Here is a 21,963-nt window from a genome sequence, read left to right as displayed (position 1 = left end):
CATGGCACGAAAGCCATCCACGACACGACGAACCGCGCGCGAAACCATCGGTGCACTCACGACCGGAATCGGACTCGCCGGGGTAACAGGTGCAACTGCCGACGAGCAATCGAACGGAGCCGAACACGAACGCAACCCGCCCGCTGCGAGCACCGATCACTCGGCCATCGGTATCGAGGATTACCTCCCAGACACCCCTTACGAAACCTACGTCGGCACCGTCGACCGCATCGTCGACGGCCGCCACGTCGTCATTCTCCTCGAGGAGGGCGGTCGAACCGTGGATCAACTCGTCGTCGACCGCGAACGGCTTCCTGACGTCTCCGAACGCGACCACCTGCTCGTCCTCGTCAACGAAGGTGAGTTCGTCGCCGCGTGGCCGCTTCCCGACCGGGTCGTCCGCGTGCTCCGGGACTACCGTCCGCCGCGGGATCGGAACTGAGTCCACAGCGCTGCCGCGACCGTAAAATCACCCGCCGCCGCGTATCCGCGCTTGACGTACGGCTCCCCCTCGAGCGTGTAGCTCTCGAGGAAGGTACCGTATCGTTCGAGCGTCCGCTCGACGCGTTCGACCTCCTGGTTCGCCCGCTCGAGAAATCCGTACCGGGCGAGCCCGATGGCGTAGACGAAGCTGTTCCAGGGCCACACGTGGTAGTGGTAGTCCCGATGCAGTGCAAAGAACGGGTGTACCTCACGAATCGAGAACGGCCGCTCCCGAAGGACGATTCCGCGGCCGGTCTCGAGCGTCCGGAGCGCCGTCGCGACCGAACGGGCTCGCGACGACTCGAGCAGGCCGAAGTACAGCGGAACCACGTTCGCGTCACAGGCGAGCACTGTCGAGTCCGCGTGCTCGGCGAAGTACTCGCCCGTCCACAACCGGCCGATCCAGGCAGCGCGGATGCGCTCGCGGCTGGCCGTGTAGGCCGACTCGATACCGGCATCGGCCATGCGCTCGAGGGCCGCCAGCACCATCGCCGTGTTGTACGCCGTGCGAGGATCCGCCGCCGAATCCCACCACCCGCTCCCGTGACCGGAGACGAGACCGGTCTCCTCGTCGAAGAACCGGTCGCGGTGATGCACGGCGAGCGTTTCGACGTGGCTGGCGTGGTTCTCCAACTCGTCGACCGCATCGAGGACGATTACCAGCGCCGGAAACGTATCCACCCCCGATGAGGGAACCGCCGCCGCGTAATCGGACTGCACGTCGGTGAAGAACGTCCCGTCGTAGCGCGCCAGCAGCCACTCGACGGCCGCATGGAGTTCCTCGCAGAACCCGGACTCGAGCAATCCCGTCGCCGAGAAACAGAGGTCGCGCGGCCAGAGCCCGCGAAAGTGTCCACCCGATCTAAACCCCCCGTCGGCACGCCTGCTGATGATCTCGTCGGCCGCCGTTTCGAGCGAGCCGTGGTCGGGATAGCCGTGACGTCGGACGCGCCAGTAGTGGGCCACCCGCCGGTGGAGTTCTCGAGTGTAGTAGCCGACCGGGGCGCCGACCGACGCTAACGGTGCTCGATCGTCGCTCATTCTGGCCCCTCTATAGACCCCACTGCCCTAGCCACGGACGCCGTTCCTGGAGCGGCGACGCTGGTGTGTCCGTATCGATCAGCGAGCCTCAACCGCCTCATCAGTACGCAGTCGCCTCGTTTCAGGTTTCGAGTATTGATCGATGCACCAGTTAGTGGCGGCCGGATCACCGCCCCTGTTCGTCCTGTTCGTCCTCCTCGTTCTCGTCCAGTGCCGTGGTATCGTCGTCGGCCGCATGTCCCGCGTCGGGATCGGTTTCATCCTGGCGCATCGACTCGTCAGCTTCGTCCGATCCGTTTCGATAGTTCTCGTCGCCGACATCGGGGCCTGGTTCGCCCGAAACAGGGTCGGATTGGGCATCGATCGATCTGGCCGGCTGCGCCTGCTCGGGAGCGGGGCCGGTCGCTTCAGCGGGTTCGTCGGCGCGTGCCGTCTCCGAGAGGTCGGCCCCGTCGTCATCGTCCAGGCGAGGATCGAAGTCGTCCACCGACAGTTCCGACGACTCGAGATCGGCCGACGGCTCCACCGACTCGTCCGAATCGGAGCGAGGACGTTCCTCGTCGTCAGCTGTCCCCGTCAACTCCGACGCCGACTCCAAATTCGTCGATCGGTCCCCCTCCAGCCGACGCACCGCAGCGTACGCCTCGTCCGAGACGGATCCGTCCTCGTCGCTCGTTTCGGTCGTCGGGTCGAAATCGTTCGTTTCGATGTCCAGCGTCGTTTCCGTTTCACCATTGCTCGAGACTGACCGTCGTTTCCGGAGGCCGGCACGAACGGCGACGACGCCGATAGCGGCTGGAACGACGCCTCTGACTCGTCCCTGTCGAATCGAGTGGAGGCCCCGCCAGAGGAACAAGCCGCCGACCGCGAGTGCAAGTGATCCGCCGCGTGCTCCTTCTTTGAGTATGGAAAGCGTTCGACCGGCGACGTCGATCGGTTCGGGTAGCGGTTCGTCGTCGACGAGCCGTTCGGCTACCCTCGCCGGTTGCTTGTCGCCATCAGGTGTGTCGACCATGCTATCGCCGTACACCATCGACGCGGTTGAAGCTTCGGCCGACGAGTGACGAGTGACTGGTAACGGATCACCCATCGAGAGTGGTCACTCGAGTGTACCACCCGCCTATTATCAGTCGGGACGTGGTAGGGAGGGGGCTCGTGACGTCACCGAATCCGTCTACGACCGGACATAGACTGACCGGAGCCGTACCGCGTCGGTCCTCGTCTGAATGCGTGCGTGCATCCAGCCTCGATCCCCACACTACTCGAGAGGAGGGACAGAGAAACCGCCCCAATCGGGGTGAGAAACAGCCGTGAAACTCTCGAACGTACTTTCGGGTGAGCGGTCGACGCCCAGAGCGCTCCCCAACTTCGATTCGACGACGGTCTTCGTCCGGGCGACCGCCAGCTACCTCTGCGGGGAGGCGTTTCCGCGGCTGGGAATGATCTCCCCCGCAGCGACGCCGTTGACGCCGCTGCTCAACTCGCTCCCGCGATCCGTGCGGACGAAGGGCTACACCTGTGGCGGGGCGAGCGAGGGCATCTCCCCCGACGAACTGGGCAACGTAGACGTCGACTCGTTTCGGGAGTGGGTCGTCGACCAGTATCCCGAACGCGGCTATCCGGCAGTCATCGTCGGCTCGAGCAACGGAGCGGCCGTCTTCCTCGCCGCCGCGCTCGGGGTTCCGTTTTTCCCCCAGACGTTTCAATTGCCCATCCGGCGATCGATGGGGGCCGACGAGATTCGCACGGACATCGCCTGGGGCGCCCATCACGCGCCGCCGTTTCTCGAAGCCAATCCCGACGTCGCCCTCCACCAGATGCACGATCCGAATCAGGATCGCCTGATGGTGCGAAAGCTGGCGTACTTTCGAACCAAGCTTCGAACGCTCGGGGCGGCCTACGAGTCCTTCCTCGAGACGGTGCTCGAACCCGGTGGCACGATCATCGTCCTCGAGTGTGGCTACGAGTGGCCAGCGATAAACCTGGGAGATCGCTACAGCTTCCAGCTGGGCGGGCTCGGCGGCCTCGAGTCCAGGGAGTACTACGAGGGGAGCGAGCGGATCGCTCGCTTTCTGGCCGAACAGGACGCCGATATTCGTCGCTGGGACGTGCCGGAACCCGACGGCGAGATCTCCGAAGCGGAGTGGGGGTTCGACGACGCGCTCAGGGACGACATCGAACGGGTGGCCACGTCCCGAGGGTACGATGTTCGTCGGCTGTGTTTCGACGATCCGCGCGACCTGAGCCCGTTCGTCGCTGACCTTTACCGCGACCGCTACGACCGACGGGGGTACGACGCGAACCGGCTGTTCGTGCAGTCGTTTGCTCTGGTCGAGCCATGGTGGACACTCCGCACCGGATCGGTGCCCTACTGGTCGGCCTTTAACACCCAACCGGACGCCGAGTTCGTCGAGGAGTATCTGGACGACGCGGCGCCGTACGACGACGTGAGAGCCACCCTGTTCTCCCACGGTGTCGAGTCGGCCGGTCTCGCGTCGATCGATCGATGGCGGCGGGTACTCGAGCGCGGCCGCGTCCGAGGCGACTTCGTCGGCGTCGACACCGCGGCGTATCCGTACGACGTCGAGACCCACATTCGGTACCACGCGGATCTGCCCGACGAAATCGGCGATCGTTACCCGCACCCGCCGCCGATGGCGTTCGATCGCTTCGACTCCTTCGCGTTCGGCGCTCAGGAGGAACACGCAGTCGAGTGGCTCGAGGGGTAGGTGGTCGGTAGCGGGTCAACCGCACGCGATCACGCCGCGAACCGTCGTTCGCCGGCTGGTACTTGTTGGGTCACGGGAGCGCACACGAACAAGTCATGGTTACCGAACCACCGCACCTCGAGCGAGCCCGCGACCACCTTCGCCGGGCGAGCGACGTCGCCGACCGAACGGTGCAAGAACAGGTCGACTCGATCCAGGAAGGGCTCGCCGAGGAACTCGATGGACACCGCACGCAGGACGAACCGGGGCCGAAGGTCGACCGAATCGCCGAACTGATTCAGAAACTCGACGCGCTCGAGGAGGAGGCATCCGGCGAGGCGAGCGAGCGAATCGAAAAAAGGCGCGATCGGCGTGTGTGGACTTCCAGAAGGCTCGGGAGCGGTGAAGAAGGGGCGAGAGCGGTGATCGTGGGATCAGGCTCGAGTGTTGGTTTCACAATCGCCGTCGGGTACGCGACTCGAGTATCGCGTTTCTCGGCGTCCGGCGTCACTCCTCGTCCGCACAGAGCTCGACGAAGTTCCGCAGAATCCGCAGCCCGGTCTCGCCGCTCTTTTCGGGGTGGAACTGGGTACCGAAGACGGTGCCGTCCTCGTTCGCGATCACGGACGGGAACATCTGCTCGTAGTCCGTGGCGGCGACCGTCGCCTCGTCGTCGTCGGGGACGGCGTAGTAGGAGTGGACGAAGTAGGCGTACTCGCCGTCGACGCCGTCGACGAGCGGGTGATCTCGCTCGACCTCGAGTTGATTCCAGCCCATATGTGGCACCTTCTGTCCGCCCGAAAACCGAACGTTCGTGCCGGGGATCAGATCGAGGCCCGTAACTGCGGACTCGCCCTCGTTGTCCCCCTCTTCGCTCGTGGTGAGCAGCATTTGCATTCCGAGGCAGATGCCGAACAGTGGCTGACCGCGTTCGACGACGGCGAGCAAATCCTCCCGAAGGGGATCGGCGTTCTCGACCCCCTCACGGAACGCACCGACGCCCGGGAGAACGACACCGTCAGCATCAGCGAAATCGGCCGGGTCGTCGGTAATCTCGACGGTTGCTCCGGCACGCTCGAGGCCGCGGGTGACGCTCCGGAGATTGCCGAGGCCGTAGTCGACGATGGCGATTGAGGCGAGGGCCTCCTCGGGTGGAGACGAAGTGGTAGCCATAGGTACCGCTCTGCCCTCAGTAGACAAGTGCGTTCTCTTTCGAGAAAGAATCACAGCCTTCGGAATGGGATACCGCTACTTCGCGAGCGATTTGGCCATCCGCTTTGGGAAGCCTTTCAGAAGTTCCCACAGCCCCATTGGTTCGGTGTCATCGGCACGGATTCGCGCGCGAATCCGCTGACTGAACATCTCGACGGAGATGATCAAGATCAGGATAACGAGGATGGTTGCCATCGCGTTCGTGTAAGCGAAGAGCCCCATCTGTACCTCGAGTACCTGACCGAGACCACCACCGCCGATGATCCCGAGTGCAACGGCAATACGCACGTTGATCTCGAAGATGTACAGCGTCCACGCGATGAACGGCGTGTGAACCTGGCTGAGCATCCCGAAGGTGATTGTTTGCCGTCGACTGGCACCAGTGGTCTCCATCGCTTCGATCGGCCCATCCTCGATCTCCTCGAGTTCGTCGACGAACAGTCGGCCGAGGTTACCAACGGTGTCGACGGCGATAGCAATCGTCGCCGTCACCGGCCCCAGACCCGATAGTGGGATGAAGATGAGTGCCCAGACGAGCGCTGGAATAGCGCGGATGGTACTCATCATCCCACGGAAGATGAAGTTGAACGGGAACGGCGTCACGCGTTCACTGCCGAGGATACCGAACAGGAGCGCAAACGGGAACCCCATGACCGTGCCAGCGACCGCCATCGAGAGCGTCGTTCCGGCGACGCCGAAGAACGTTAGTGGCCCTCCTTCGGAGATCAACACCGCCAACAGCAGATCCGGGATCGCAATGAGGAACCCAAGCGGGTCGCTCAGCGGCCCGGGGTATTGACCGAGTAGCTCGCGGTTGTAGAGCAGACTCCGTTCGTGGATATACGCACCGTACTCAGCAAACCCACTGGGAGCGAAAAACGGCGGCTCAGTCGAGAGGAACGGGAAGAAGTCGGTCGCCCTCCGAGTGAACACGCCATACTGTCGATTCGTGCTAAACCATTCAACTGCGAGGAGTGCACTCGCGAACAGGTATCCGATGAGGCCGATAAGGGTACCGTAGCCGATCCATCGGACTCGGCGCGCTCGCTTGATCGATTCGAACCGCTCTCTGATTCGGTAATCAGTACCGGAATCAGTACTCATACGTAATCACCTGACGGGGATGATTGTGGCTGATCCGAGTCCGATGTCCCCTCAGTGTTGCCCGTATCGGCGGATGCCTCGAACATTCCCTCGGTGTCGATATCGCCGTATATTTCGTCGATGACGTCCATCGTGAAGTCTTCGCGGTACCCATCGAACACGAGCTGTCCGTTTCTGAGACCGATGAACCGTTCACCGAATTTCCGGGCGAGATTTACCTGGTGGAGGCTGATCAGCGCCGTCAGCCCACGTTCCTCGGCGGCGCGGCGCAGATATCCCATCACCTGCTGTGAACTTCCCGGATCGAGGCTGGCAACGGGTTCGTCTGCGAGCATCGTTCGCGGATTCTGGACGAGGGCTCGAGCGATGCCGACACGCTGTTGCTGTCCACCGCTCATCCGCCTGGTTCGCTGTTGTGCCTGATCGAGTAGGCCAACAGTATTGAGCGCCTCGAGCGCTTCGATCTTTTCCTGTTCGTCGTGGAGTTGAAGGAGACTCTCGACGTAGTCCGTACGATTCAAAGCCCCCGTGAGGGCGTTAGAGTAGGCCGTCATCTGACCGATGATGTTGTGCTGTTGGAAGATCATCGCGACATCTTTACGCGGCGATGTCACTCGAGATCCATCGATATACACAGCCCCACCCGTCGGTTTCGTCAACCCGTTCATACAGCGAAGGAGAGTCGACTTACCGGAGCCAGAGACGCCGAGTACAATGACGAATTCACCGTCTTCAATCTCGAAAGATACGTCGTCTAAGGCGACAGTATCCCCGAATTCCTTGGTTAGTCCGTCAACTGCTATTTCACTCATGCACGATTCCAAATATTCTTTCTGACGGGACTATTCAAGGTCTTCGAATTCGAGACCAAGCGTGTCGAGAACGTCCTGAATCGGTTCGTAGTCGTCAATCGACCCTTCCTGCACACCAGTGAACCAGAGTTCCTCACCCTCGTAATCGTCGTCGTGCTGCAGATCCTCCTCAGTCACGTTGAGAATCGCTTCTTCGATGTCATCACGGATGCCGTCGTCCCAGTCAGAACGGGACATCAGTGGCGCACGAGGAAGTGGGTCGGAAACGTCGAGCAGTTTGAGTTCGTCGTTCGGATCCGCATCTTCGTCGTCAATGTCAGAGCCTGCACCGTCGTACTCCGCAGAGATGTCGACGAAGTCTGGATAGTCGTCGAACTGCTCCTGTGGCACCAATGGAGCGGAGACGAACGCGCCCGACAGGGCTGCCTTGACTTCGTCTCGAACGATCATCTGGTTTCGAGCAGTTGCATGGTCTTCGTACGCGATGTCGAAGTCGACCGGATCCCCATCAGGTGCCGTTCCAGTGTCGAGACCAGCCTCGTTCATCATCAAGAGTGGAACGAGCGTTCCACTGACCGACAGCGTCGACCCAGCGTACACTTCCTCGCCCTCGAGGTCAGTGAGTTCGTCGATCCCACTGTCAGGCGTCGTCGTAATCGTGGAGAAGTACTGTGCGGCACCGAAGGCAACCCGAATACCGATGACGTCGGCGACGTCCGAACCTGCAACCGCTGCGGATGGCGACGTGTCGGCAATGTCGGCCTGATCGTCGCGGAGTGCGGTCAGCGTCGCCGCGTACGAGTCCGTGAGGACAGGATCAATCTCTGCGCCAGTTTCCTCCTCGAGGTACTCGAACATCGGCTGGTACTGGTCTTCGATCGAAACGTCAGCCTCTGCTGGGTTGAGTACGAACCGTACGACGTCACCATCGTCGCTCCCACCAAGGTCACCGAGACAACCAGCGAGACCCGCCGTTGCCGTCACACCTGCACCTTTCAGAAACGTTCGCCGCTTTTTTGTCCACCGTTTGTGATCGGACATTAGGTTAGAGTATGAACGAACCCATTTAGGAGTTTCTATGTGTCCTACATACCCATTCAGTGTCCTGGCGAATTGTGACACACTCTGTCCATACACTCCTCGAGTTTACGCTGATTTTCACACTTCTTCGGCCATTAGTAGACGATCGTTTTCAGGAACGAGTTAGCGAAAAATAAATGACATACCGAATTCGGTCGCGTTCAGAAGCCGTCCAATCGCGACTGCCCGCCTCCACTGGAGCCGTTTCTATCGACCCCCGCCAGTTCCGCCGCCGTCTCGAGCGTCGCCTCGAAAGTCTCGAGCTGGCTCCGGTCGTACAGCGTCGCCGCCGGGTGGAGACAGATCAGTACGCGACGGGGCGTTCCCCCGAGTCGAACGTCCTCGACGGTACCCGCCTCCTTCGTCACCGCGACCGACCGCTCGAGGAGGTGTTCGCTCGGCACCTTGCCCAACGTAACGATTACCTCGGGGTCGAGGCGGTCGATTTCGGTCTCGAGGTAGCCTCGACAGTTGGCGAGTTCAGTCTTCGTCGGATCCCGATTCTTCGGTGGGCGACAGCGCACGCAGTTGGTGATGCGAACCGTTTCCCGGTCGAGGCCGACGATCCGCAACTGCTCGTCGAGTACGGAGCCGCTGCGACCCACGAACGGTTTCCCCTCTCGATCCTCGGTTGCCCCCGGGCCCTCGCCCACGAAAAGTACGTCCGCGTCGTTGGGGCCGTCACCGTTGACGATCTGGCTGCGTGAGTCGACGAGTTCGGGACACCGCTCGCAGGCGGTCACCTCGAGGCCGTCCATCCGCTGTTCATCGTCGCTTCGATCCGTCTCGTCCATACCGGGGATGTGTCTCCGGGATACTAGTACTCTTCCAAGACTGCACACGAAGAGACGGGGATCACGATCGGTTGAGCAAGGAGTCCCGGACGGTTGGACTCGAGCTACGACTCGCAGTCGGTGCAGCCCGTTCGATGCCGAATAACGAGACCGATAGCGCCGAGAGTGAGTATGGTGACGAGGATTTGGGTACCGCCGGCGCCGAGAACCCCTGCGAGGCCGCCACCCGTCGCAGCGAACGCCCCGGGCGCGAGACAACACAGACTCGCCACGCCGGAGAGACCGAGTATCGAGCGTCGTGAGGCGGCGTCGGAGTCCATTGTGCTCTCGAGACGGAACTATTCGAGCGTCGCTGAAAAACGCTTCTTCCCGATACGTCGTCCGCGTCAGTCTCGAAGTCGCTCCTGGATGAGCGCCTCGAGATCCTCGCGCAGTTCGTCGACGGCGACTTCCTCGAGCACGGGTACGAAGAAGCCCGCGACGAGCATGTTGCGGGCCAGTCGTGGGGTGACACCGCGGGAGGTCATGTAGAGGAGGTCTTCCTCGTCGATCTGCCCGACCGTCGCGGAGTGGCTCGCCTCGGTGTCGTGGTTGTTGATGATGAGTTTCGGCGAGGCGTCGGCCTCGGACTCGTCGCTCAGCATCAGGGTGTTCTCGCGCTGGTAGGAGCTGGTGTCCCAAGCGTCGCGACCGACGTCCTGGACGCCCTCGTACACCGAGCGCGAGACGTCGTCGGTGACGCCACGGGTGACGAGATCCGCGGTGGTGTGCTCGGCGCGGTGCCAGACCTTGACGTCGAGGTCGAAGTGCTGGTCGTTGTGGCCGTAGAACGCGCCGACGATCTGAGACTCCGAGGAGTCGCCCTCCAGCACGGTTGAGGTTTCGGTCTTGGTCAGCTTCGAACCGATGTTGCCCTCGATCCAGTTGATCGTCGCGTAGGTGTCGGTCACGCCGCGCTTGGCGGTGAAGCAGTAGGAGTCCTCCGAGAGGTTCTGGAGGCTGCCGTACTGGACGTAGCTGTTTTCTCCCGCGTCAATTTCGACGATGCCGCTGTAGTACTGCTCCTCCTCGAGTTCCGTCCCGGTGGACTGGCGCTCGAGGATTGTCACCGACGAATTCTCCTCGGTGATCACGAGCGTATAGTTGAACAGCGACTGGGAGTTTTGCTCCGTTCGGATCGTGACGTCCTCGGCGTCGACACCTTCGGGGACGTAGATGACCGTCCCCGTCGTGAAGAGCGCCGTCGAAAGCGCGGTCAGGTAGTTCTCCTGGGGGTCGACGATCGAGCCGAAGTGCTTGCGAACGAGTTCCTCGTGTTCGACGAGCGCGTCGGCCCACGAGAGCACGTCGACGTCGTCGGGGCCGAACTGGTCTTTCTCTTCCGCTGCGTTGAGCGGGTCGACCAGCGCCTCGAAGTCGAGGTCGTGGAGGTTCGTCCAGTCGCGACCCGGCGTCCGGATCACTTTCGGCATGTCGAGCGTCCCGAGCGCCTCGAGCGCTTCGAGACGGGTCTCGAGCATCCACTCGGGCTCCGCGAGTTCACCCGAAATCTGGCGTACCTGTTCCTCCGTGAGATTGGCGTGTACCTGTGTCGGTGTCGTGCTCATATTATCCGAGGCTTCCCTCCATCTCGAGTTCGATGAGGCGGTTGAGTTCGACCGCGTACTCGATCGGCAGTTCTTCGGTGATCGGCTCGATGAAGCCGGCGACGATCATCTTCTTTGCGTCGTCGTCGTCCAGGCCGCGGCTCTGGAGGTAGAAGATGTCCTCGTCACCGATCTTCCCGACCGTCGCCTCGTGGGCGACGTCGACCTTCGACTCCTCGATTTCCATGTACGGCATGGTGTCGGAGGTCGACTCGTTGTCGAACATCAGCGCGTCACACTCGACGGCAGTGCTCGATCCTTCGGCACCGTCGGCGATGTGGACGAGGCCGCGGTAATTGGTACGGCCACCGTCTTTGCTGATCGACTTGGACTCGATCGTCGATTTCGTGTTCGGCGCGTTGTGGTAGACCTTCGCACCGGTGTCGATGTCCTGGCCCTCGCCGGCGAACGCGATGGTGATGTGGGTGTCCGTCGCGTTGCGACCCTTGAGGATCGAACACGGGTAGAGCATGGTCGCTTTCGAGCCCATGCTGCCGGAGATCCACTCCATCGTGGCGTCTTCCTCGACGAGCGCGCGCTTGGTGTTGAGGTTGTACGTGTTCTTCGACCAGTTCTGTACGGTGGAGTACTGGACGTGCGCACCCTCCTTGACGAAGACCTCGACGCCCCCGCTGTGGAGGTTGTGCTTGCCGTATTTCGGTGCGGAACAGCCCTCGATGTAGTGAACCTCCGAACCGGGTTCGGCGACGATGAGCGTGTGCTCGAACTGGCCCATCCCCTCGGAGTTCATCCGGAAGTACGCCTGCACGGGCATCTCGACCGTGACGTCTTCAGGGACGTAGACGAACGAGCCGCCCGACCAGACGGCGCCGTGGAGCGCGGCGAACTTGTTGTCGCTCGGGGGGACACAGGTCGTCATGAAGTGTTCCTTGACGATCTCGGGATGATCCTTGACCGCCTGGTCCATGTTCATGAAGATGACGCCCTTCTCTTCCCACTGTTCTTGCATGTTCTGGTAGACGATCTCGGACTCGTACTGCGCGCCAACGCCCGAGAGCGCCTTCCGCTCGGCTTCCGGAATGCCGAGTTTCTCGAAGGTGTCCTTGATGTCGTCAGGGAGTTCGTCCCAGTCGTCGACGCCTTCACGTTTGTCGACGTCCGGGCGAATGTACGGGACGATCTCTTCGACGTCCAGTCCCGACAGGTCGGGCTGACCCGGCCAGTCGGTCGGCATCGGCATTGCCTGGTACTGCTTCAGCGCGCGAAGGCGACGCTCGAGCATCCACTCGGGTTCGTCCTTGTCTTCGGAGATGAGGCGGACGACCTCTTCGGTCAGCCCCTTCTCGGATCTGACGGCCGAGCGCTCCTCCTGTTTGAAGTCGAAGCGAGCTTCGGTGTCGGTCTCTTTGAGGTGGTCTTGTTCTGAGCTCATGATTGGTATATGTTTGTGGTTACGGCCGTAGCGGTATTACGGTTTGGCTAGTCGAATCTGGTTACGCCGTCTCGTAGACTTCCTCACGTACCCAGTCGTACCCCTTGTCCTCGAGTACTTCGGCCAGGCTCGCGTCGCCGCTCTTGACGATCTTGCCGTCGAGCATGATGTGGACGCGATCGGGTTCGACGTAGTCGAGGATGCGCTGGTAGTGCGTGATCTGGAGGATGCCCGTTCCCTGGTCGTCGCGCAGCGAGTTGATCCCGTTGGAGACGTCCTGCAGGCGGTCGATGTCCAGCCCGGAGTCGATCTCGTCGAGGACGGCAATCGAGGGCTCGAGAATGGCCGCCTGGAGCACTTCGTTCTGCTTTTTCTCCCCGCCGGAGAAGCCGGCGTTCAGGTAGCGGTGGGCGAACTTCTCGTCCATGTCGAGCTGTTCCATCTTCTCCCGGAGGAGATCCTGGAACTCGCCGACGCCGATCTCGCCTTCGTCGGCAGGCCCTTCCATCGGCGATGGGACGGGTTCGTCGTCCTCGTCCGCTGACTCGGTCTCCTCATCTTCGTCCTCGAACAACTCCTCACGCTCTGCGATCTTGGCGTTGAGCGCCGTCCGGAGGAAGTTGGTCATCGTGACGCCTTCGATCTCGGCAGGGTACTGGAAGCCGAGGAAGACGCCCAGCGCTGCGCGCTCGTTTGGCTCGAGGTCGAGCAGATTCCAGGTGCGTTTGTCCTCTGGAATCTCGATCTCCGCTCCGAATTCGCCCTCTTCGAGGTGGAGTAAGACCTCACCCTCTGTGACCTCGTAGGCCGGGTGGCCGGCGATGATCTTCGAAGCAGTGGACTTCCCCGAACCGTTCGGCCCCATCAGGGCGTGGATCTCGCCGGAGTTGACCTCGAGGTCGACCCCGTGGAGAATCTGTTCGTCGCCCTCAGCCACTTTCGCGTGCAGGTTTTTAAGTTCAAGACGTGCCATATAGTCGGTTACCTCTGTCGTCTGAAGGGTGGAGCGTCAGCCTGATAATGGTTTCGTATCCGAGTGGATGAGGTGCTAATTCGGGAATATTATTTTCTCGATCGTAAAATATAGGCGGAGATCCGAACCGAGTTCGGAACGGTTTTCGAGCGGTCGGTCGGTTGGCTAAAACCCCCACCCAACGTGATGAGTACCCGATCTCGAGCGTCGACTACCTCGAGACGCCGTCACATGAAGCTATCCAGACCAGTCTGTTCCTGTCCCGATTTTACCTCGTCCCAGGACATCCCGAGCGCCTCGAGAATTCGCTCGATCGGCCCTTGCAGCGTCTTCTCGAGCATCTTGTCGTAGTCGACGGCGAACGCCTCGGGGATCTGGTCGTCGTACTCGAAACAGATCACGTCCGGGTCGCGTTTGAACGCGCCGTAGATCGGGTCGGTGTGGGGGTCGAGCCCTTCTTCTTCCTCGACGCGACGGAAGAAGGACGGATCGATGCGCTCGAGGTAGAGTCGTTTCGGCTTGCTGCCCCGGTCGAAGTTCGTCCCCAGGAGGCGGTTGGCGTACTTCGCCCCACGAACGTGGGCCGTGTCGGTGTCGTAGTTGTCGAGGCGCTTGCCGATGCCGCCTGGAATCGCGATCTCCTCGAGGCTCACGTCCCCCTCGAGGAAATCGTCGATCACGCCGGCAACGTAGTCGGTCACGGCGTCGATATCGCCGTCCCGAACGATCATTTCGATCACTCGATGCTGGACTTCTTTGGTGATGGGAGCGATGTCCGACCGTTTGTACTCGAAGCCGGTGATGTCGATGTCGTCGACGTCGTTGCCCTCCTTCCAGACGATGTGGCCCGCGTAGCGCTTTTTCGTCCCCGCCTGGAAGAATCGCCGGTAGAGTTTCTCGAACTCGATCTGGAAGCGGTGCTCGTCGGCGTTGAGTTCCTCGCGCGCGAAGTCATCGTACCGGCCGTTGACGTACTCCTCTATTTCGAACGACTGCTCGATAGCCTCCTCCGTCGAGACGTCGGGGCCGAGCTCGAGCATGACGCTGTCGGTGTCGCCGTAGGCCACGTCGTATCCGATTTCGTTCGAGGCCTCTTCGGTGAACTCGATCACTTCCCGGCCGGTCGCCGTGATCGCGGACGCAGCCTCCTTGTCGTAGAGGCGGAAGCGTTCCCACCCCGAAACGCCGTAGAGCGAATTCATAATAACCTTGACAGCTCCTTGCTGACGGTCGTACTGTTCGTACGCCTGGGTGCCGGGTTCGTGCTCGTTTCGAAGTGACTTTTTCTCTTCACGTTCGGCGAGCAGTTCGTTGATCATCTCCCGCATGACGCCGTCCGGTTCCTGTCGGAAGTGGGTTCCCGAGGGTGCGACGTGGGTCTCACCGTCGTAGGTTTCGGGGTCGACCTTGGTCTCGGGGGAGGCGTTGACCGTCACCATGCACATCGGGTACAGACTCTTCAGGTCGAGCACGGTGACGTTCTCTTTGACGCCCGTGATCGGATCGAAAACGGCACCACCCTCGTACTCCTCGCCGGCTTCCTGTTGCCCCTTCGATGGTAGGGCAAATCGCCCGTGGGCCTCGTGCAGGACGTACATGTCGACGGTGTCTCCCGGAGTCGGCGCGTCCTCGAGTTTACAGCCGACGAACGAACGCACCTCGTCCCAGAAGGCGACGATCGACTGCTGGCGATCGAGTTCGACACAGAGTTCGACGTCACGCAAGTTGTACTCGAGCAGACGAGTGGGGTCGTCCTCCCAGAGGTCGCCGATCGAGCCCGCGTAGCGCTCCTTGCCGACGCCGAGTTCGGCCTCGCCAACGGCGTCGAGCCGGTAGGAATCGAGTTCGGAGAAGACCATCCGCTGGTAGCCATAAAGCAGGTCGAAGACGACCCGCCCCTTGATGTCCGGGCCACCCCAGTTGCTTCGCCAGACTTCGCCGATGCGGGAGAGGCGATCCGGATCGAGATCGTAGTCGTGGTGTGGCCCCTCCAGCACCTCGAGACGGTCGAGGAAGTACGGCGCGTCGAAGTCGTCGAAGTTCCATCCCGTCAGGAGGTCGGGGTCGGTCTCCTCGATGTACTCAAGGAACGCCTCGAGCATGGCCTCCTCGGCGTCGAACGCGCGTACCTCGTGACCGATATCGCCTTCGATCGGCTCGTACTCGGTGAGGTCGGCGGGAATTTCGCCGTCTCCCTCGTCGGCCTCGAAGATCCACAGGATGTACTCGTCCCGGTAGGAGTCGTGGCTGGCCAGACAGATGATCGGCTCCTCGCCGTCCTCCGGGAAGCCGTTGCGGTCGTCGACCTCGATGTCGAACGTCTGTACACGGGGGTCGGCATCCACTTCGCAGGCCTCGAGTTCGTCGTGGGGGACGACGATGGTGCCGTCCTCGTCCCGTCGCTCGGGAACCCGAACGCCGCTGCGGATGTCCTTATCGATCAGCAACCGATTCGGGAACAGGATGTCCGCCTCGTAGTGCTCGAACTCGTCGCGCATCTGGCCGACGTCGCGGGGCGTCTGGCCGAAGATCTTCGTCAGGCGTTCACCACGAATACTCTCGTAAGGTTCCTCGTCCTCGTCGGTTTCCTCCCAGCCCGTGATCCGGTCGTTGCGCTCGAGGGCGTCCTCCGACAGCGTCTCGGTGGGTGCAAAAAAGTAGGGCCGAAAACCGAGCACCTTGACGTGCTCGAGTTCGTCGTCCATCGTCCGACCGAAGACGTGGACGATGGGGTACTCGTCGTCGCCGTAACCCGCGACGGTGTAGTCGACCTGCATCACAGCGAGTTCACACGCACCGGTGGCGTCCGGAAGCGTCTCCGCAGTGACGTCGATTACCTCACCCGCTGTCACACCGCCGTTGCCGGCGACGTGTGCGGCCTCCTCGTCGGGGCGTTCCTCGTCCCCGCTCGAGAAGGCATCCAGCCCTGTTTGGCCCGCGTCAGTCATGATGTCGGCATTTGGAGGCGCCGGATAAAAACCCACGCGAATTGCCGACGACGATCACGGAAAGCCGACGGTCGGCCCCCAGCCGATACCCACCCCCATAATCATGTCTTGCCGGCAACAACAAGCAACAAGACATTTAACATGGTAACACATAGCATATCGTGAGGTACTTGCCGTGTCTATCCATATGAACGACGATACGACGGATGGTGGCGAACCGCGTGGTGAACCCGATGGAACCACCACGATCGAAGCGTACGAAACGGACGACGGTACCGTCTTCTACGATGCGGAAAACCCGCTCGCGTGGATGGAGACGACGCAACCCCTTTCCCTCGAGGAACTCGCCTGATCCATCGCGAGCGGTGCGGTGCTGTGAACTGACGGCTCTCCCAACGCGAACACTTTTTGACCGTACTGCCCGAACGCTCAGTCGTGGACTTCGAACCAAGTGAGCACGAACCCGACGAGTACGACCCCGAAGCCGAGTTTCACGACCCGACGTCGGACTCGCTGACGATCCCACAGGTATCTGCCGAACCCGGCGATGCCCACCCACAGGTGGTGACGATGTTCTGGGCGCTCGTTCTCGTCACGAAGGCCGCCGTCATCGCCACTTCGCTCGGGTTACTGTTGCTCATCTTCCAGCGCCACACCCAGTTCGGCTGGGTGCTATTGGCCGGCGGTCTGATCCTCACCGGGTTCGCGATCTATCGCTATCGATCGTTCGATCCGGCCGCTTTTTCGAACAAAGACGACGAGGCAGCAGGCGACGATACCGACTCTGACGGGCCCGTAGACTCGACACGTGTTGCCACCGGAACGGACGGCTCGGCTCGAGACGACTCGAGCGAATCAAGCGAGTCAAGCGAATCGAGTCACTCGGGCAACACGAGCGAATCGACCGGGTCGACCAGGGAGACAGATTCCGACCAATGAAACCAGTCCGCGACGAAGATGGGAGACGATACCTGCTCCTGAAACGCTCGTCTGAGTCGAGTCTCGTTCGCGACCCCGCCACGGGTGAGACGCGACACATCCCAACTGATCAACTCGAGACCCTTCCCGGGGCATCGCCGCTCGAGATGGCCGCCGCCGTGATCGACGAGTCCGTCCGCACGCTCCTGTTGAGTATTCCCGACGAGCGAACGCTCGGGCTGGTGCTCGAGATCGACGCCCACGGCGAACTGGGCGTCCGGACGATCCTCGATCGCTACGACTTCTGTGAGAGCGACCTTCACGGCCGACTGACCGTCCTCAACGCCGCCGGGGTGCTCGAGGAGACGACCGTCAACGGAGAACGCGGCTACACCCTCACTTCCGAAGCAACGCAAGCGATTTCGGTGCTTCGAACCGCATCCACCACCGACGAGGACGACTGAGATCGAGCGAGTTAGCAAGCCCGACTGAGATCGAGCGACGCCAACGATAGTGCGTGCTCAGTCAGACGCCAGCAGGGCCGCCTCCGGCGGCTCCCCGCGCTCGAGGCGCGATCGGTTCGAAGTCGCATCCTTCTCCACGCGCACGAGGTCGTCTGCCGCACCGACGAGTTCGTCGTCGTGGCTGACCACGACGATCTGTTCGACCCCGAGCGTTCGCATCGACTCGATCAACGAAACCAACTGGGTCACGTGCCCCGAATCGAGGAACACCGTTGGCTCGTCCAGGATCAGCGGCGGCATCGGTGCCGACCCTTCGACACCCTCCGCCAGCAATCGGTAGATCGCACACCGCAGACTCAGATTGAACAGCGCCCGCTCGCCGCCCGAGAGCTGTTCCGGTTCGAGAGCCTCGCCATCTTTCTGGTAGACCGTCAGGCGGTACTCACCATCCAGGTCGATCGCCGCGTAGGAGTCGTTCTGATAGACGAGGTCGAACGTCTCGTTGAGCAGTCGCTCGAGCGTGTCGACGTTTCGCTGGCGCAGTTCCGCCCGCAGATCGCCGTAGGTCGCCTGGAGCGTCTCGGCCTCGTCGTACAGCGACTGCAGGTCGTCACATCGGTCGGCGACCCGGTCGACGTCCTCTCGAAGCGCCTCGAGTTCCTCGAGTTCCTGTTCGACCGCGCCGATGGCGTTCTGGATCCCCTCGCGAGTCTCACCGAGTTCCTCGAGTTTCGGTGCGACCTTCTCGAGGTACGCCTGCGCGTTCGACCGTTCCTGTCGTGCCTCCTCGATTCGCGTACTGTCGAACTCGTCCTCGAGTCCGCGCTTTCGATCGCGTTTTTCGGATAGGCGCGTCCGTCGCTCCTCGTTCAGTTCGGCCTTGTTCTCGCGCTGGTCGCGTAGCCCCTCGGCGTCTCGCTCGAGGTCGTCGATTCGATCCGTGAGCGTGGCGATCGTCCGAAGCGTCTCCAGTCGGGTTCGTAGCTCGGCGCGCTCGCCGTTGATCTCGCCGAGTCGAGCACGCGACGCTTCCACCGCCTCATCGACGTCCTCGGCATCGGCCCGCTTCGTTTCGGCGGTTGCTTCGAGTTCGTCCGCTCGCTCGAGTCCCGTCTCCCGACGGTCGCGTCGATCGGCCATCGTCTCCCGCTTTTCCTCGAGTAACTGTCGAACGTTGTCCCGGTTCGTCTCCAGTTCGTCGACGCGTCGTTCGGCATCACGCAGCGCATCCGCACGCTCGAGCCGTTCCGTGACCGACTCGAGGTCGTCCTCGAGTTCGACTCGTTTGGCTTCCAGGTCGTCACGTTCGGCACGGCGCTCCTCGAGCACGTCGACGTGCGGGGAGTCCTCGACTGGCTGGCCACACTCCGGGCACTTCCCCTGCTCGAGCAGTTCCTCGCCCTCCCCGATGGAGGCCTCCACGGCGTCGAGCTTGGCGGATGTGTCGGCGAGCGATGACCGACACGCCTCGCGTTCGTCCTCGAGTTCCGCGTGATGGGCTGTCGCATCACCGAAGTCGATCGGTGCATCCGCGAACTGCTCACGGATCTCATCGATCTCGTCTTCGAGTTCCGCGAGCGTCGACTCCCGTTTCTCGATCGCCGACTCGTCGTCGGCAATCGTTTCGGCGAGTTCCTCGGCGTCAGCCTCCGCCGCCTCCGCTTCTGTCTCGAGTTCGACCGCCCGTTCACGGAGCTGTTCGGCCTCGTTCGATCGCTCGTTGATCTCGACACGGATCTCCTCCAGGTCGTCCCGAAGCGCCTCGTCTTCGGCCTCGAATTCGTCGATTCGGTTCTCGAGGGTCGACGAAATTTCCTCGGTATTTTCGTCGGCATCGGGATCGATCTCGAGATCGACGTCGGGTTCGGCCAGTAGTTCCCGTCGTTCCTCAAGCGCATCCTCGCGTTCCGTCCCGAGATTTTGGATCTCCTCGAGTAACTCCTCCCGTTCGCGTTCGGTCTCGCTGATCGTCGTCCGCAGCTCCTCGATCTCAGTCTCGAGGGATTCGATCTCTTCGCGGGTCTCCTCGTGTCGCTCGAGGACGTCCGTCGCGTTCTCGAGCGTCTCCTGGGCCGCTTCCCGCTGTGATTCGAATCGGTCGATCTTCTCGGTCACGTCCGCTCGCCGACTTTCGAGGCCGTTGAGTCGCTCGTGGAGGTTCTTCTCCTCCTTCGACTCGATCTGTTCTCGCAACTTCTCGAGGGCACCCTGCTGTTTGTCGAGGACGTCCTTGACCCCCAACCTGGCCTCGCTCGCCCGCTCGCGATACTCCTCGAGGGCTCCGAGCTGAAGGAGGTCGTCGATCATGTCCTGGCGCTCACGCGGTGAGGCGTGAATGAGCTTGTTGACCTCGCCCTGTCGAACGTACGCGCAGTTGACGAACGCGTCGGCGTCCATCCGCAGGAGTTCGGTTACCTCCCGGCGGACGTCCCGTGCGCCTTCGACCGTCCCGTCGGGGGTCTCGAGGACGCACTTCGTAGTCGCCGCCCGGTCGCCCCGGAGTTTGAGTGCCCGCTCGATGCGATAACTCGTGTTCGCGTGCGTGAACGCGAGTTCGACCTCGGTTTCCTCCTCACCGGTCGTGATCACGTCGTCCAGCGTCCGGTCATCGAGCGCTTTCGAACCGTAGAGGGCGAAAAACACCGCCTCGAGCAGCGTCGATTTGCCGCTGCCGTTGACGCCGTGGACGACGGTGACGCCGTTCTCGAGGCCGAGTTCTGCCTCGGCGTAGCATTTAAAATTACGAAGCCTGAGGAAGTCGACTCTCACGCGAAATCACCCAGTGAGGTCGTTCCCGTGTCTCCGACATCCTCGGAGTCGTCAGCGTTCCCACGCTCGCCGGAATTTTCGCCTTCGTCGTCGGCGTTAGTTTCGGGTTCACCGTCGTCGACGTCGGTTTCGAGTTCGTCGGCTGCCGATTCAGCCGTATCCGCACCGCCTTCGACCACTGCATCTCCGGACGTTTCGGCTCCGTCGGAACCATCGGATTCGATCACGGTTTCGAATTCGTCCCCATCGGCGCTCGAGTCAACCACATCGTTGCTGCTCCCTTCAGTGCAGCCGTTCGAGAGGGCATCTGCGACCGTCGTCACCTCCTCAGGGTCTCTCTCTGGCGCGGGCGCGAACGCCGAATCGTCCGACTCGAGCAACTCGCGAACGCGGCGTTCGACTGATTCGCGGACGTTCGTATCGGCCACCTCGCCGTCGCGGACGGTACGGTCGATCTCGAGGGCTGCGTTCGAGAGCCCCATCTCGCGAACCCGTTCGCGAACCGCGTTGTCCGGATCGGCGAAGCTAACCGAGACCTCCTCGTCTGCCTCGGCAGGTTCCCGGCGGTCGTTCACCCGGGCAACGAGTGCTCCACGCTCGATCGCCAGTTCCTCGATGCCAGCGGGGGTGATCGGCCGCCCCTCCCCTTCGACCGTGACGATTACCACGGCGTCTTCGAGTTCGTACTCGCGAACGCGTTCCTGGACGCGGTCGATTCCTTCGCCATCGTCGAGTTCCACGTCGACGAAAACGAACGCCCGGGTGTCGGGCACACTCCGGCGACTGATTGCAACGGACTCTTCGAAGGACACCAGATTGTACCCACGGTCGTCGCGCTCGCTCGCGCTCGCGCGTTCGGTCGACCCACAGTAGGTCACCCAGGTGTCAGCCACCTCGGCCGTGTCGGCGGCGTGGTTGTCTCCGAGCAACATCGCGTCGAACTCGACCGACGCCTCCTCGAGAACCGTCTCGGTGTCCCAGTCGGCGTGGGCGAACGGCTCGAACAGACCGTGGCTCACGAGGGCGGCGTGGTCAGCGTCCTCGGGAACGGCGTTGAAGTCGTAAGTGAGGTCGTCGCGTCTCGATCGCGGGACGAAATCGAGGCCGTAGAACGCCACCGCATCGACTACGACGGGGTCGGGCCCGAGTCGCGTCGCCAGGCCGAGATCAGCAAAGAGGTCGAGCCACTGGGCATCGCGTTTCCCTTCGTGGTTGCCGACGACCGCGAGGAAGGGGACGTCCGCCTCGGCCAGTCGGCGAAGAATCTCGACGGTTCCCTGGAGATCGATCAAGCCGGGTCGTCGATCGTGAAAGAGGTCGCCTGCGTGTACTACGGCGTCGACATCGTCCGCAATCGCGTCGTCCACCACGGCACCAAACGCCTCGAGAAAGTCCTGTCGTCGCTCGGGCGCGTTGTACTGCTGGTACCCAATATGGGTGTCGCCCGTGTGTATCACCCGCGTCATCTATGGCGACATTGAGCGCCATCGACTAAAGGGATTGCGTGGCTCGGACGTTCGTCTCGAGCAACCCAAAATGGGTGCTACGAGATTTGGTGGTGGTGGTGGTTGGTTGGTGGAACGGTTCCAAATCTCGTATTCCATCCTTGTTATTGTCC

19 protein-coding genes and 1 pseudogene are annotated in these 21,963 nt (G+C 62.0%); 6 read left to right on the top strand and 14 right to left on the bottom strand.

Translation table 11 applies throughout. The annotated features are described in order from the left end of the window. The first annotated feature begins 1 nt into the window (after window position 1). A complete protein-coding gene (locus tag NGM68_RS04520; RefSeq protein WP_252700459.1) occupies window positions 2–442 on the top strand; it encodes a hypothetical protein in 441 nt (146 codons plus the stop codon). On the opposite strand, the gene NGM68_RS04515 is transcribed toward NGM68_RS04520, so the two are convergent. Both NGM68_RS04515 and NGM68_RS04510 read right to left on the bottom strand, forming a co-directional pair. Continuing rightward, the gene (locus tag NGM68_RS04515; RefSeq protein WP_252700458.1) at window positions 415–1,524 is read right to left on the bottom strand and encodes a glucosidase family protein; all 1,110 of its coding nucleotides are present in this window, start codon (window positions 1,522–1,524) and stop codon (window positions 415–417) included. The two genes, NGM68_RS04520 and NGM68_RS04515, sit on opposite strands and share 28 nt — an antisense overlap. A 166-nt stretch (window positions 1,525–1,690) precedes the next feature. Beyond that, window positions 1,691–2,539, bottom strand: coding sequence for an MSCRAMM family adhesin SdrC (locus tag NGM68_RS04510; RefSeq protein WP_252700457.1), 849 nt, complete (start codon window positions 2,537–2,539; stop codon window positions 1,691–1,693). Between the two features lie 295 nt (window positions 2,540–2,834). Between NGM68_RS04510 and NGM68_RS04505 the strand changes: the two genes are divergently transcribed. Next, window positions 2,835–4,253, top strand: coding sequence for a hypothetical protein (locus NGM68_RS04505; protein WP_252700456.1), 1,419 nt, complete (start codon window positions 2,835–2,837; stop codon window positions 4,251–4,253). Between the two features lie 95 nt (window positions 4,254–4,348). Next, window positions 4,349–4,588 (top strand): annotated as a pseudogene (locus NGM68_RS18315) (DUF7553 family protein); the annotation flags it as partial. 151 nt (window positions 4,589–4,739) lie between these two features. On the opposite strand, the gene hisH reads toward NGM68_RS18315, so the two are convergent. The 10 genes from hisH to NGM68_RS04455 form a co-directional block, all read right to left on the bottom strand. Beyond that, the gene (gene hisH, locus NGM68_RS04500) at window positions 4,740–5,405 is read right to left on the bottom strand and encodes an imidazole glycerol phosphate synthase subunit HisH (RefSeq protein ID WP_252700455.1); all 666 of its coding nucleotides are present in this window, start codon (window positions 5,403–5,405) and stop codon (window positions 4,740–4,742) included. A 75-nt stretch (window positions 5,406–5,480) separates the two neighbouring features. Beyond that, window positions 5,481–6,548: a phosphonate ABC transporter, permease protein PhnE gene (gene phnE, locus NGM68_RS04495; RefSeq protein ID WP_252700454.1), complete on the bottom strand. Its 1,068-nt coding sequence runs from the start codon at window positions 6,546–6,548 to the stop codon at window positions 5,481–5,483. Beyond that, entirely contained in the window at window positions 6,545–7,360 is an 816-nt protein-coding gene (gene phnC / locus NGM68_RS04490) for a phosphonate ABC transporter ATP-binding protein (RefSeq protein ID WP_252700453.1), read from the bottom strand. Before phnC ends, phnE begins: the two co-directional genes overlap by 4 nt. A gap of 30 nt (window positions 7,361–7,390) precedes the next feature. Continuing rightward, the gene (locus tag NGM68_RS04485) at window positions 7,391–8,401 is read right to left on the bottom strand and encodes a substrate-binding domain-containing protein (RefSeq protein WP_252700452.1); all 1,011 of its coding nucleotides are present in this window, start codon (window positions 8,399–8,401) and stop codon (window positions 7,391–7,393) included. A gap of 200 nt (window positions 8,402–8,601) precedes the next feature. After that, window positions 8,602–9,234, bottom strand: coding sequence for a uracil-DNA glycosylase (locus NGM68_RS04480; protein ID WP_252700451.1), 633 nt, complete (start codon window positions 9,232–9,234; stop codon window positions 8,602–8,604). Window positions 9,235–9,338: 104 nt separating this feature from the next. Beyond that, window positions 9,339–9,554 carry a hypothetical protein gene (locus NGM68_RS04475; RefSeq protein ID WP_252700450.1) on the bottom strand — a complete coding sequence of 72 codons (216 nt, stop codon included), beginning with the start codon at window positions 9,552–9,554 and terminating at the stop codon, window positions 9,339–9,341. 66 nt (window positions 9,555–9,620) lie between these two features. After that, on the bottom strand, window positions 9,621–10,841 hold the full coding sequence (gene sufD, locus NGM68_RS04470) for a Fe-S cluster assembly protein SufD (protein ID WP_252700449.1): 1,221 nt from the start codon (window positions 10,839–10,841) through the stop codon (window positions 9,621–9,623). Between the two features lies 1 nt (window position 10,842). Then, window positions 10,843–12,273, bottom strand: coding sequence for a Fe-S cluster assembly protein SufB (gene sufB / locus NGM68_RS04465; protein WP_252700448.1), 1,431 nt, complete (start codon window positions 12,271–12,273; stop codon window positions 10,843–10,845). Between the two features lie 61 nt (window positions 12,274–12,334). Beyond that, the gene (locus NGM68_RS04460; protein ID WP_252700447.1) at window positions 12,335–13,246 is read right to left on the bottom strand and encodes an ABC transporter ATP-binding protein; all 912 of its coding nucleotides are present in this window, start codon (window positions 13,244–13,246) and stop codon (window positions 12,335–12,337) included. A 227-nt stretch (window positions 13,247–13,473) separates the two neighbouring features. After that, entirely contained in the window at window positions 13,474–16,194 is a 2,721-nt protein-coding gene (locus tag NGM68_RS04455) for a DNA-directed DNA polymerase (RefSeq protein ID WP_252700446.1), read from the bottom strand. Between the two features lie 187 nt (window positions 16,195–16,381). On the opposite strand from NGM68_RS04455, the gene NGM68_RS04450 reads away from it, so the two are divergent. The 3 genes from NGM68_RS04450 (at window position 16,382) to NGM68_RS04440 (ending at window position 17,576) form a co-directional block, all read left to right on the top strand. Then, a complete protein-coding gene (locus NGM68_RS04450) occupies window positions 16,382–16,546 on the top strand; it encodes a DUF7331 family protein (RefSeq protein ID WP_252700445.1) in 165 nt (54 codons plus the stop codon). Between the two features lie 83 nt (window positions 16,547–16,629). Next, on the top strand, window positions 16,630–17,133 hold the full coding sequence (locus tag NGM68_RS04445) for a DUF7322 domain-containing protein (protein WP_252700444.1): 504 nt from the start codon (window positions 16,630–16,632) through the stop codon (window positions 17,131–17,133). Beyond that, entirely contained in the window at window positions 17,130–17,576 is a 447-nt protein-coding gene (locus NGM68_RS04440; protein ID WP_252700443.1) for a DUF7346 family protein, read from the top strand. The genes NGM68_RS04445 and NGM68_RS04440 overlap by 4 nt, the downstream gene beginning before the upstream one ends. Before the next feature lie 57 nt (window positions 17,577–17,633). On the opposite strand, the gene rad50 is transcribed toward NGM68_RS04440, so the two are convergent. Together rad50 and mre11 are read right to left on the bottom strand one after the other, a co-directional pair. Next, window positions 17,634–20,345: a DNA double-strand break repair ATPase Rad50 gene (gene rad50, locus NGM68_RS04435; RefSeq protein WP_252700442.1), complete on the bottom strand. Its 2,712-nt coding sequence runs from the start codon at window positions 20,343–20,345 to the stop codon at window positions 17,634–17,636. Next, the gene (mre11, locus tag NGM68_RS04430) at window positions 20,342–21,811 is read right to left on the bottom strand and encodes a DNA double-strand break repair protein Mre11 (RefSeq protein WP_252700441.1); all 1,470 of its coding nucleotides are present in this window, start codon (window positions 21,809–21,811) and stop codon (window positions 20,342–20,344) included. Before mre11 ends, rad50 begins: the two co-directional genes overlap by 4 nt. Window positions 21,812–21,963 lie beyond the last annotated feature (152 nt).

The organism is Natronosalvus vescus, from assembly GCF_023973145.1.
Lineage (GTDB): Archaea > Halobacteriota > Halobacteria > Halobacteriales > Natrialbaceae > Natronosalvus > Natronosalvus vescus.
This window is presented reverse-complemented; position numbering and strand designations above follow the sequence as displayed.